9 protein-coding genes are annotated in these 12905 nt (G+C 44.3%); 4 read left to right on the top strand and 5 right to left on the bottom strand.

Going from position 1 to position 12905, the window contains the following annotated elements:
- Positions 1–353: 353 nt before the first annotated feature.
- Positions 354–1112: a class I SAM-dependent methyltransferase gene (locus PHS53_00520; GenBank protein MDD5356620.1), complete on the bottom strand. Its 759-nt coding sequence runs from the start codon at positions 1110–1112 to the stop codon at positions 354–356.
- A gap of 505 nt (positions 1113–1617) precedes the next feature.
- Here PHS53_00520 and thrS point away from each other — a divergent pair.
- Entirely contained in the window at positions 1618–3369 is a 1752-nt protein-coding gene (gene thrS, locus PHS53_00515; protein ID MDD5356619.1) for a threonine--tRNA ligase, read from the top strand.
- Positions 3370–3417: 48 nt separating this feature from the next.
- Here thrS and PHS53_00510 read toward each other — a convergent pair whose 3' ends face one another.
- Both PHS53_00510 and PHS53_00505 read right to left on the bottom strand, forming a co-directional pair.
- The gene (locus tag PHS53_00510) at positions 3418–5067 is read right to left on the bottom strand and encodes a hypothetical protein (GenBank protein MDD5356618.1); all 1650 of its coding nucleotides are present in this window, start codon (positions 5065–5067) and stop codon (positions 3418–3420) included.
- A gap of 178 nt (positions 5068–5245) precedes the next feature.
- Positions 5246–5911, bottom strand: coding sequence for a sortase (locus PHS53_00505; protein ID MDD5356617.1), 666 nt, complete (start codon positions 5909–5911; stop codon positions 5246–5248).
- 91 nt (positions 5912–6002) lie between these two features.
- On the opposite strand from PHS53_00505, the gene PHS53_00500 reads away from it, so the two are divergent.
- Entirely contained in the window at positions 6003–7238 is a 1236-nt protein-coding gene (locus PHS53_00500) for a CARDB domain-containing protein (GenBank protein MDD5356616.1), read from the top strand.
- An 18-nt stretch (positions 7239–7256) separates the two neighbouring features.
- Complete coding sequence (gene def, locus PHS53_00495; GenBank protein ID MDD5356615.1) at positions 7257–7793, top strand: peptide deformylase; 537 nt, start codon at positions 7257–7259, stop codon at positions 7791–7793.
- 39 nt (positions 7794–7832) lie between these two features.
- Here the strand turns inward: def and PHS53_00490 are convergent, their stop codons facing one another.
- Positions 7833–9908 carry a DNA topoisomerase subunit B gene (locus PHS53_00490; GenBank protein MDD5356614.1) on the bottom strand — a complete coding sequence of 692 codons (2076 nt, stop codon included), beginning with the start codon at positions 9906–9908 and terminating at the stop codon, positions 7833–7835.
- A 142-nt stretch (positions 9909–10050) separates the two neighbouring features.
- Here PHS53_00490 and PHS53_00485 point away from each other — a divergent pair, with 142 nt between their 5' ends.
- Positions 10051–10503, top strand: coding sequence for a hypothetical protein (locus PHS53_00485; GenBank protein ID MDD5356613.1), 453 nt, complete (start codon positions 10051–10053; stop codon positions 10501–10503).
- A gap of 500 nt (positions 10504–11003) precedes the next feature.
- Here PHS53_00485 and PHS53_00480 read toward each other — a convergent pair whose 3' ends face one another.
- Entirely contained in the window at positions 11004–12902 is a 1899-nt protein-coding gene (locus tag PHS53_00480) for a phenylalanine--tRNA ligase subunit beta (protein ID MDD5356612.1), read from the bottom strand.
- Positions 12903–12905: the final 3 nt, after the last annotated feature.

Here is a 12905-nt window from a genome sequence, read left to right as displayed (position 1 = left end):
TTTTAAGGCGTCTCACAACAACATCGGCTAAAGATACCTTGCTCCTAAAAGAAGGAGGATAAGCTGAGCCGTTTAAATGTTGAAGACGTCTCTCTATATTTTTCGCCAAATGCTTTGAGCTGCTCTTCTTGGCTTTTTCAATACAAAGAAGACATGTGCAACGTTTTTGTCCCCTAGGAGTTTCAGAGGGGGCAAGACCAGCAAGACGGCATTTCTCTACATTCACCGAAGTGCACAGCCAAGGTTGAGAGCACCCAGGACAAATGTAGCATTCACCAATCTGTAGTTCCATCGCCACCTCCTCAATCCAAGTGTTACCTCTTATGCCAAAATATCTTTTTGGGAGAAAATAGTCAAATTTTAACTATCTCAAGAAAAAGAAACAATGGAATTTCTTTGCGGGCTTTGTCTTCCGCTACCGCTCGCGGGCCTTTTTGGCTCGCCTTGTGGGAAATCCATTCTTCGAGACGGGTTACGGCCAAATTATTTTTACGAAACATTTTGAAATAGACTTGGAGCGAGCGGTGGAATGAGACCGTGTGCTCACTTTCTTTTTGACCCGGATGCATATCGATTTCGGTGCGGGATTCTGAAAGATATTCGTCCACTCGGCGAAATTGTATCTTCTTTTTCTCGTCGAACTCCCAGCCGGATTTTTGCGGGATGCGAAATGCTGGATGGTTGAGAACCAGATAGAGCTTCCCTGTCTTACGCAGTATCCGAGATGCTTCTGCTAGTGTTTCGGAAAGTTTCTCGATATTTTGAAGCGCCAGGATACAGACTACCTTATCGAAAGATTCATTCTCTTCAAACGAAATATCATCCGAAGGAGCAACATGAAAAATGGCTTCTTTGGGCGCGTCTTTTTTAGCGATTGCAATAAGCTCTGGAGCGATATCCGAACCGACAACATTCGCTCCCGCTTTTACAAATTCCCGCGAAAAAAATCCCTGTCCGCAAGCAATATCAAATATCCACTCGCCCTTTTTGATCTCCATAAGCCGAAGGAGGTTCGGCAGAATAACCTTAGATTGGTAGCTGTCGGAATCCTTCGAGAGAAGTTCGTCATACCATCCCGCAACATTCCCCCATGATGTATCTTTCTTTTTCACATTGCTACTCTATCACAGACTAGAAAACAAAAAAGCCACATGCTAGTATTTTATTAGTCACCGAAACTCAACCAGAAACCGGAGGAACGTATCATGGCTTCAGAGAATCTTTCTCGTCCCGACGCCGTAGCGCGAGCGATCTACGGAAGGTTGGAGAACAAAAAGCCGCTCTTGTTTACATGCGAAGAGTTCGCGAGTAACGATGCCAGTGTACAGGCGATGTGCAGGGCCTTTGTAGACCAGGTGCTCCTGGAACTTGCTCATCATTGCATAGTCGTCGGACCGCGAGGAATAAGCGTGGAACTTGGAGAAGAAGGACTTTACGTGGTGCTTAGCCAGCACACTGGAATCCGAGCGACTCCGCGCAAAGACCACTGCGATATCATCGCCATAAGTTCATTGCCCTAAGGATTTCGAAGGGTGCAAGTTTTCGAAAGTGGCCGATTCACGTCGCGCCATTTTTTTAATATTTTGAAAAAACACCAGAAATGCTATGATTACGGGCATGAAATCCGAAGAAAAACTCGAACATAAACGACACTCACTCTCTCACCTTCTCGGCGCGACTGTTTTGGAAATGTATCCGAAAGCAAAATTGGCGATCGGCCCTGCGATTGAAAACGGTTTTTATTACGATATCGAATTGCCGGAGACTATAAGCGACAACGACCTTCCTAAAATCGAAAAGGTAATGGAGAAAATGCTTCCAAGTTGGAAAGAATTTACCCACAAAGAAGTTACGGAAGCAGAGGCAAAGAAACATTTCAAAGGAAATCCCTACAAACTCGAACTCATCGAAGAAATTGCTGGTAAAGGTGAGAAAATAACCCTCTACACTGCGGGAGAATTCACCGATCTCTGCCGAGGAGGACATGTTGAGAATCCTGCAAAAGAAATTGACCCATTGGGATTCACACTCGTGCGAGTTGCGGGAGCATACTGGCGAGGAGATGAGAAAAATAAAATGCTCACCCGTATTTATGGACTAGCATTCGATACAAAAGAAGAACTCGAGGCGTATGAAAAGCAAGAGGAGGAAGCAAAGAAACGAGACCACCGAAAGCTCGGGAAAGAGCTTGGCATTTTTGCATTCGATGAAGACGTGGGCGCGGGATTGCCCCTATGGCTTCCACACGGAGGAGCAATGATAGAAGAAATTGAAAAATTAGCGAAAGAAACTGAGTTTGAAGCCGGTTACGAACGGGTCAGAACTCCTCATATCGCAAAAGAATCTATGTATCTAAAAAGCGGTCATCTCCCCTACTATGAGGAAAGTATGTACCCTCCGCTCGAATATGAAGGCGGAAAATACTATCTGAAGGCAATGAACTGTCCCCATCACCATAAGATCTTTGCCGCGGAACCGAAAAGTTATCGCGATCTTCCTCTTCGTCTTGCAGAATACGGCACTGTCTATCGCCACGAAAAATCAGGAGAACTCTTTGGCATTATGCGTGTTCGCTCTCTTTCAATGAACGACGCGCACATTTATTGTACGGAAGAGCAATTCGCCGACGAATTCAGAGCAGTGAACGATATGTATCTCAAATATTTCAAAATCTTCGGCATTGATAAATATGTTATGCGCTTCTCGACTCACGATCCAGCAAAACTTGGAGAAAAATACGTGAATGAACCAGAGCTTTGGAAAAAAACCGAAAAGATGGTGCGTGATGTTCTTATTGAATCAAAAATTCCGTATGTCGAAGTACCGAACGAAGCCGCATTTTACGGACCAAAGATTGATGTTGAAGTTTGGAGCGCTATCGGACGCGAATTTACCTTGGCAACAAATCAGGTTGATTTCTCGGTTCCCAAAAAATTTGGACTAGTGTATACAAACAAAGAAGGAAAAGAGGAAACACCGCTTTGCATCCACCGAGCGCCTCTTGGAACTCACGAACGCTTTATCGGATTTCTTATTGAACATTACGGAGGCAATTTCCCTCTCTGGCTCTCCCCTGTACAGGTGCGAGTGCTTCCTGTAAGAGTTTCGCATAATGAATACGCAAAAGAGATTTACAAAAAATTGCGTGAAGCTGGTATCCGAGCGGAAATCTCACTCGAAGATGTTGGGCTTGGCAAAAAGGTCCGTTCTGCGAAAGAAGAGCGAGTTTCTTATTTTATAATTGTCGGAGATAAAGATATTGAAGCGAAGAAAGCAACACTCGAACATCGCGAAAAAGGAAATCTCGGGCAGATGAGTACGGAGGAGATTGTTACAAAACTCACAGAGGAAATAAAAAGCAAAAAATAAAACACGCAAAAAACCGCGCGACCTTTAAGGGTCGCGCGGTTTTTTTAATTAGAGATTATTAAGTTTTTCTTTCGAGAGAGCAATCCAAGAATCGTTTCCTGAAACGGCTTTTGCTTTCGCAATAACTCGCTTAAGAACTTCGCTTGCAATCGCCTTTTCAGCTTTTGCTTTCTTCATAATGGAAGCGATCGCATCTTGAGATACAACCACATTCTCTTTTCGAGCTTCCTCTTCGAGAGAGCTTACGAGTGCGCTATTTTTAGCAATATCGCGAAGCACTTTCTTTCGGAAGATGAAGTATGCGATCCATGCACTCCAGAGAATAAGAGCTCCAACGAATCCGACAAGCTTCCAAGAAAGCTCAAGACCGGTGTAAGGAACCTGGGAGAGATAAACTGCAGATGAAAGCGGAGCAGTAGGTATACTGGTCACCGTTACAGATGTTCCAAGTGTGCCTGTAATAAATACCGATCCACAATCTTCAGTTTCGCTGTCTCCATTAGATCTTACAGTCAAAGAAACTCTTTTCGTTCCTGTCGAATCGTATCGAGTACGAAGTGTTTCGTTATCCTTACTACCGACATTATCAGATGTTCTCCATGAATAATCATAGTCTCCATCGCCCCCTTCGACGTCAGCCGTCCATCGGACAGTCTCGCCTACTCGCGCGCTATTTCTATCGGCTTCACAAGTAAAGTTGAGATCACGGTTATTATTTCTTTCTATAGTCGTGGTACAGCTTCGGGTGATCGTCTGATTTCCAGATCGCACTTCTACCGTAGCTCGTTTCGTACCAGAACTTGAATATGATTCTTGTTCAGTCCTTCCATCTCCTGTGACAGCTCCGCTCCAATCGTAGGAGTAAGAACCTGATCCTCCAGAAGGAAATACCCTCCAAGTAACCGTTTCATTTCGGTCAGCATTATTCGGAGTTGCTTCACAATATGCGTCTAGGTCATTTTGTTCCTCCTGTACGAAAGTTGTACAAGAAGCAGTTTCTACCTGATTTCCAGATCGTACTTCAACAGTTGCACGCTTAGTTCCAGAACTATTGTATGTTCTCGAAACATTAGAGCCTGAACCGGAAGCGTCTCCGCTCCAAGTGTATGAGTAATTGCCATTACCGCCAGAAACATTCGCTCTCCATGTTACGGAATCTCCTACACGGATATTTGTATCACTCGCTACACAATAAACGGAAAGATTCTGAACAGGAGTTGGTGTTGGATGCGGAGTAGGATGCGGAGTCGGACGTGGTGGAGGAGGTGGCGGTGGATAACAATTGTATGAACAACCAGTGTTGTGACTGTAACAGTTAGAAGAACAGCCGTAATCGTAATTATCATAATAGCCAGAATTACAGTCTGAACATCCATTGTCATAATTATTATCGTAATAGGTGTTATTACAATCATCACAACCAGAATCATAATTATTATTATCGTATGAGGTGCCCCAATCAGCATCGTAAGTAGTGCCATAGTCACCATCATAGGTTGTGCCCCAATCCGCGTCATAGGTGGTACCCCAGTCAGCGTCATAGGTTGTGCCCCAATCAGCATCGTAAGTAGTACCCCAGTCAGCATCATAGGTGGTTCCCCAATCTCCATCATAATAATCATCCGCTTTCGCAACGAAAGGAGCGAACACGGAAAAAACCACAACAAAAATAAGTGCTGTTGCGAAAATTTTCGACATAGTATCTTTTACTGAAAAAATGTTTTTCATGAATGTTAAATTGCCTAAAAAAGCCATAATTCAAGCCGTTTTTAAGCTCAATTAATTACCTTACTCTTGTATTATATAGTATATAGATACTATTGTCAAGTATTTAGCTCTCTCCTCGAATACGGCCTCCCGTGGCGAGAAAAGAACTTTAGAGATCAGTGCTCCCAGAAAAATCGGCTTCGACGACATAGCGCTGTTGTTTTGTGCCAAAAGTATCGCAAGTCGAGAGCGTAAGCATCTTTCTTTGTGTAGAAAACTCCACAAGCACCTTGCTTGCATCCACAAGAGTTACTTTAGAAACAGTGTACGAATAATCTTTGGTCTGCGAGAGGACATGAATTACATCGCCTTGTTTTAAAGTCTTGATCTGGGTGAATACTTTAAAGGCTTGATTATGGATAACAGGAAGATTTGATCCATGGCCAAAGAGAAACATATTCCCCTGCCCCAGATATCCCGAACCTGGATAATGCACAACGCCTTTCAAAAGCTCGTTATCGAGCGCGTCAATATCGGTAGTCGAAGGATTTCGTATTGGAGAATCAACTCCAATATTTGGGATTTTAATGCGGATCGGCTCTTCACCCGTAGCCATTGAGGCCGTCGGTGCTGGCGACATCCCGGAAACTGAAACGCTTTCAGTGGGGCTTGGCAGAGACGGCTCTTCATTCGTCGGTGCAAGCTCAAGAGGAATGAACCCCAGGGCGTAGAGAATGCCGAACGATACGAAAAAAACAGCGAAAAATATTCCAAGAAACAAAAGCTTGTTCTTAAATGAACTCCCTGTGACGATGTTATTCTCTTGATATGACATTTTTTAAATATAGCACACAATCAGACACAAAAACGAGAACATGCTGTCGGACTGTTGACATTGAATAGATACTATCATATAATAGTGAAATATGGAAGACGACGAACATAAGCCGGATGTAGAGGTAAATTTCCACGAAGAGCCCCCAAAAAAGAGTGGGACGGGAGAATTTGTCAAAAAAGCCCTAGTAATTGGGCTGATTATTATCCTTATCATCGTAGGTAGCTGGGCAGTGATCAGATTAGCCCCTTCTATTTTCTCTGGCCTTGCTTCTATTTCTGTGTCTGTCTCTAAAATTTTCAAACCGAAAGCGACTCCTATTCCCGCAGTTTCTACACCAACACCAACCCCCGTCATTATTGTAAGCACTCCAACACCAACCCCCGCTCCTGTTGTTTCTTATCCGGATAATTCTGGAACCACCGACTATACGCCGACTCCAACACCCGTCGCTGCCTACAATCAAAACACGCGGGCTGATTTGGTTTTATATATTCTCGCGACTGGAGTTATCGATCGAAACACAAACGTATTCGTCACTCGCCCTTCGATAGACGCGAGTGAGCGTGCAGCAGTAAGATTTGAAGTGCAAAATGCCGGCGGACGAGCAAGCGGAGCATGGGCATTCAGTATGCTTATGCCAGTTGTAGCTGGAAAAGATACTTATTCTTCACCAACAGAGCGCTCACTCGCACCCGGAGAGAAAATGCAGATTACCGTCGGTTTTGACAATATTCGTTCTGGACGACAGCCCGTAACGATAAGCGTAGATGAAGGCGGTCTTGTCTCTGAATCACGAAAGGATAATAACGCGGGCACTGTTTATTTCAGCGTGACTGGAGACGCTTACTACGGAAATAATGATGTCTATTATCCTCCTGCAAATAATTATTACGGAAATGGTTTGCCCGATCTCGCTATCCGAGTCATCGGCATCGGTACTGTCGATCCATACACCGGAGCATTTCGACCAACAGGACAGCTTTATTCAAACCAGAGAGTTGGAGTGCAATTCGAAGTAAGAAATGATGGCGGGACTGCAACAGGAAGATGGGCGTTCAATGCGGACTTGCCTACCAATGCTGACAGCTCGTTCGAATCAGATCTTCAGCCGTCGCTGCGACCTGGGGAGAGAATCATCATTACGATCGGATTTGATAATCTAGATACGAATTATTCAGACGATTACAGATACGACGATTATCGTTATGACTATCGAGGAAATTACACCGCTCCAGTGACAATCACTCTCGATCCAGACCGAGACATTCGAGAATCGAGTGAGAATAACAATACTTTGAGAATCTCGATTCCGATTGTGTACTAAGCATAGTAGAATTGGCTTATGAGAAAATCCAAAATACTCCAGGTTGCTCAACTTGGAAATGCGGTAATCCGGCAAAAAGCTAAGGCTGTCAAAAATGTTCACGATCCTGAAATTCAGGAACTTATCGAAAATATGATCGCCACCTGTAAGGATTCGAACGGAGTTGGTATTGCTGCACCGCAAGTTTATGAACCGCTCCGAATTTTTATTATTTGGTCGCACCCAAACTCTCGATATCCAAAAGCTCCAAAGATGAAGCCGATTGCGATGATCAATCCCCGAATCCTCAAGAAATCGCACAAGATGAAGAAAGATTGGGAAGGATGCTTGAGTGTGCCGGGAATCCGCGCTCTTGTCCCCCGCTCGATTTCAGTCGAAGTCGAATACACAGATAGAAAAGGAAAAGTAGAGAAGAAAAAACTTTCGCATAATTTTGTCGCGAGAATTTTTCAACACGAGCTCGACCATTTGAATGGAATTGTATTTCTCGATCGGGCAAGGAGCAAAGATATCCTCACCGAAAAGGAATATCAACTTCTCATGAAGAAGAAATAGAAAAAAGCCTCGCGATTTTGGTCGCGGGGCTTTTTTGTTTTAGATATCTATGTTTGCCAATTTTGCGTTAGACTGTATAAAAGATTTTCGTGCCGGCACATCTGTCCCCATGAGGATATCGAATACTTTGTCAGCCTCTTGTGCATCGTCTATCTTTACTTGTTTCAAAATGCGTCTTGCGGGGTCCATCGTCGTCTCCCAAAGTTCTTCCGCATTCATTTCTCCGAGACCTTTGTAACGCTGGATTGCAATTTTAGCAACTTTTTTTGATTCCTTGCCTGCGCCCGCTTTTGTATCTTCTGCTTCTTCGCTTTCTTCACCTTCCGGCAAAGATTCGGAACTCTCTTCAACTATTTCCGCTGAAGCGTTTTTGCCGACAATCTTTACTTTATCCTCATCCGAATAGGCGTAATGAATTTCTTTCCCTCTCTTTATTTTATAAAGCGGCGGCTGGGCAATATAAATAAATCCTCCATCAATGAGCGGACGGAAATACCGGTAGAACAAAGTTAAGAGCAAAGTACGGATGTGTGCTCCGTCAACGTCGGCATCGGTCGCAATAATGATTTTGTGATAGCGAAGTTTACTGATATCGAATGTGTCGCCGATAGCAGTACCGACAGCAACCACCAAGTTCTTGATCTGCTCTGACGCAAGCATTTTATCAAGCCGAGCTCGTTCAATGTTCAAGATTTTTCCTCGCAAAGGCAACACTGCCTGCACTCGCCTATCACGGCCAGTCTTTGCGGTACCTCCTGCAGAATCTCCCTCTACTATGAACACTTCGGATTCAGAAGCGTCTTTACTCTGACAGTCTGCAAGCTTTCCCGGCAACGTCATACCCTCGAGCGCACCTTTTCGAAGCACGCTGTCTTTCGCAGCCTTAGCGGCTTTTCGAGCCTTCATAGCGAGCACAGCCTTGCTTATGATAGCCCGGCCATCATCAGGATGCTCTTCCAGAAATGCGCTAAATGCCTCGCCGAAAACAGTGCTTACTGCTGACTGGGCTTCAACGGTTCCGAGTTTAGCTTTCGTCTGGCCTTCAAATTGGATTTCGCGGATCTTTACAGAGACAACGGCAGTCAGTCCTTCCAGCACATCATCTCCGGTAAAATTATCTTCGCTTTTCCCCCCTCCATTTTTATTAGAATAACTGTTGAGCGTTCGGGTAAGAGACGTTTTGAATCCTGTGATATGCGTACCGCCTTCGGAGTTGTAAATGTTGTTTGCGAAAGCAAGTACGCGAGAACTAATATCATCCACGTATTGAAGCGCGACTTCTACCGCCACATTATCCACCTCTTTCTCAACATAGAAAATATTTTTATGTACCGGCTTTTGAGTTTGGTTATAGAACTTAATGAGCGACATGAGTCCTCCTTCAAAATAGAAAGTGAATGAAGGAAGGTCTCGTCCAAGCTCTCGGAAATAAAAGACATCAGTCAAATCCACTTTCTCGAGATCTTTTGATTCTCGCGCATCAATGACAGCAATTTTCAATCCCTTCACCAAATAAGCCTGCTGGCGCATGTGCGAAACGATCTTGTTCCATTCAAATTTTATCTCCTTAAAAATCTCGATGTCTGGCTCGAAGGTCACAATCGTTCCGTGGAGTTTCGATGAACCAATTTTCTTGACCGCCGCCTTTTTCTTTCCTTGCTTGTACTCCTGCATGTACTTTCCGCCATCTCGATGCACAACGACTTGGGTGTAAATAGAAAGTGCATTCACCACAGACGCACCCACTCCGTGCAACCCACCGGAGACTTTGTACCCTTCCCCGCCGAATTTTCCTCCGGCATGAAGCGTGGTCATAATCGTTTCAAGCGCGGAAACTTTTGTAGATTTATGAACATCAACTGGAATACCTCGGCCGTTGTCCGTCACTCTCACTTTATTTCCGGGAAGCAAAACGATTTCAATATCGTTAGCAAAACCACCCATCGCCTCGTCGCGGGAGTTATCGAAAATTTCAGTGATGAGGTGGTGCAATCCGTCCGGTCCAGTCGTTCCAATATACATTCCGGGACGCTTTCGGACAGGTTCAAGACCCTCAAGAACAGTGATGTCTTGAGCGCTATATGAACCTTTTGTTTTGACTTCTTCTTTAGGCATTTATGAGCGAAAATACAAACAAAAAAGCACCCTTTTGGTACTCTTATTATAGCAAATTTAGCCTTAAAATGAAAGGGCTTTTTCTCGGTTTTAGTGGATAGTTTCTGGTATCAAAAATTTGACTTTTTAAAAATAAAATGATATGAATTTGATAGAGTTCTTCATGTATAAAGCCTGTCACCAAGGCTTCTGGAAGGGGCTCGACCCCAAGTGTGAGCTTGCCCGCGTGAGGCAATACAGGAGGAGTGAAGTCATGAGAATAAAAGTTCCGAGAACGAAAAGAATCTTTGTCGCCCTGTCAGGCGTACACATACTCGCGTTCGTCGGCCTGCTGCTCTGTGTCCCGATAGCGATTGCTCTGATCGTTCTCAATGCCGAAGGCAAACCGGCCCACATGAGCAAGCTCCAGGGCGAGCCGCATACGCTCCTGGCGCAAATCGGAGACACATCTGTCTTCGAAGCGGCGGATGGCACTCGGGTGTTTGTGAACACCCCGGGTCCGACGCTGCGAGTCGGCGCGCAGTATGTGGTAAAGTCCAAGTGTTATGCAGTTGGTAATGCGAAAACCAACTCATACTGGCTCGAGCGCTTATAAACAGAATGCGCGGACAAACACAGGTGCCGTTGAGGGCTTTTAACTCAACGGCATCTTTTATTTTCTCAAAAATATATTGATTATTTTTACAAATATTGCGTAAACATCTAATCCCCAACAAACTCACAATTTCTCCACAGGCTTATGCACAAAACCAATTTGCGGGTTTTTTATACAAATGCATATAGTATAAAAAGATGCGGAGATAAGGAGGGATAACCAAGTACATTTTGAAGGGAGAAAGTCATGCAACTGGCATGTGACAAACGGCAAGAGAACCTCTCTCTACTCCTATCAAAACCGCGAGGTGCGATAGGTGCAGGAAGCAGTAGCCTGTCCGCGTGTTCAAGAAGTATCGCCGATGTTCTAACTTGCGGGAGAAAAAGGCCTCCGCGGGTGAAAAATCCCGGATGCTACCTCGCAACACATGTAGCGATCTACTTCAACCTTCCGTGACACATTCTGTTCTGTTTCGCCACCGACAGCGATACAGAACAGTTTTATTTTCTCAATTCGAAACCCTCTTTCTCTAAAACTCCATAGACCTTCTCCATAAATCCATTCGCCTCGCTGTCTGTGAGTGTCTTTTCATATGATTGGAAAACAAGCCGGAATGCGAGAGATTTCTTGTCTCCTTTTTCGAATACATCGAAAAGTTCCGGACCTCGGACTACCAAATCCCCCGCTGATTGTTTGATTATATTTTGCACATCCCCCTCTTTGGTGGCAGATGGGACGAAAAGTGCTACGTCACGGACAATAAATGGAAAGGCTGATGGTTTTTTGTAAATGACTTCTGTCGCTTTGGCAAAATCATATTTCTTTGGGTCGGGTAATTTTTCAATACACGCATCAAGATTCGCTTCCATAACATTCGCCGTAAGATTGTGCGCCTCTGGCGCATCTCCAATCTCCTTTCTGAAAGCATCTGCGATCTTGTCGAACTCGGCTTCAATCATTTCTTTTTGTTTTTTCTTTGTGCCAGTCCAAAAACCAATACCCAAAGCTGTATGTTCTTCAGCGCCTTTATCGAATACTTTTCCAATTTCAAATATTCGTACATCCGTGAGCCCGAGAAGCGGAGCATTGAGCGCGTTCATATCGAGGCTATTTTGAAGCGCAGAAAGGTTTTTGCGCAAAAAGCTTTTATCCGATGCCAATGGGTTTTCAAGCTCTACTTCCCCACTTTCCTGAAGCGCATATGTGTAGACTTCGGTAAAGCCCAGATTTGTAAGCACGTCTCGGAATTTGTTTTGATAATAGACATTCTTATTGATCGTGGGAGATTTCTGCATTTTCTCCATCGGCACGGGCTTGATATTTTCATAGCCGTATAGCCGTCCAATTTCCTCCACAATATCTTCAGACATCTCTAAATCAAGACGAACAAAGGGAATCGTGAGTGAAAGATGTCTGCCTTTCTTTTCTATTTTAATTTCAAGGCGATTCAAAAGTTCAATAACCTTTTCTTCGCTAATTTCAACCCCAAGAAGCCCGCTTGCCAAACTTGGGTCAAAATCAATCACAGTTTGCTTTGCAGGATGTGGGTAAACATCCACAAGGGATCCGATTTTGAAAGGACTTTTAATACAGTATTGAAGGAAAAAGGTAAGCATTTCCATTCCGCTTGCTGCCAGCTCCGGAGTTATCTCATTTTCATAACGCTTTGATGCATCAGTCTTGATTCCAAGCCGAGTAGAAGTCTTGCGAATATTTACCGGATCAAAATTGGCAGATTCGAGAATGAGGTTTTTGGTCTCTTTCGTCACTTCCGCCCGCTTTCCGCCTTTGACCCCTGCAATAGCAATTGGTCCCTCGTCGTCAGCAATCACAAGCGTTTCAGCATCGAGAGTAATATCTTTGTCATCAAGTGTAGTGATTTTTTCCCCTTTTTTTGCGAGACGTACTGTAATTCCCCCCACCACTTTATCCGCATCGAAAGCGTGAAGTGGCTGACCGACATCGAACATCGCTCCGTTGGCATTATCAACAACAACATTTATTGGTCGCTGACCGACAACCGCTAAGTCGGCAGAAAGCCAATCCGGCGAATCAGTAACAACCACATCTTCGATAACGCGCCCGATATATCGTCGGCAAAGTTTCGGCTCATCTATTTTTATTTTCAAATCACGAACTTTGGCAATAGGAAAAACTTTCGGCTCGATTTTCTTGAGTGGAATTCCGGTTATTGCAGAAAGCTCTCCGGCAACGCCTCGATGCGAAAGACAATAATGCGCTCGGTCTGGCAAAATTTTTACATCCAGAGTTGCATTATCGCCTTTCTTTTCCAACCCTTCCACCTCAAAAGCATGAAAAGTAAAAAGCTTGGCAACCTCCTCCGGTGAAGGAATCGGTTTGTCGAAATACATCGTGAGCCATTTGTAAGAGATGAGCATAAT

The sequence above is a fragment of the Candidatus Paceibacterota bacterium genome (genome assembly GCA_028714635.1).
Taxonomy (GTDB): domain Bacteria; phylum Patescibacteriota; class Minisyncoccia; order Phycocordibacterales; family JAQTLZ01; genus JAQTLZ01.
This window is presented reverse-complemented; position numbering and strand designations above follow the sequence as displayed.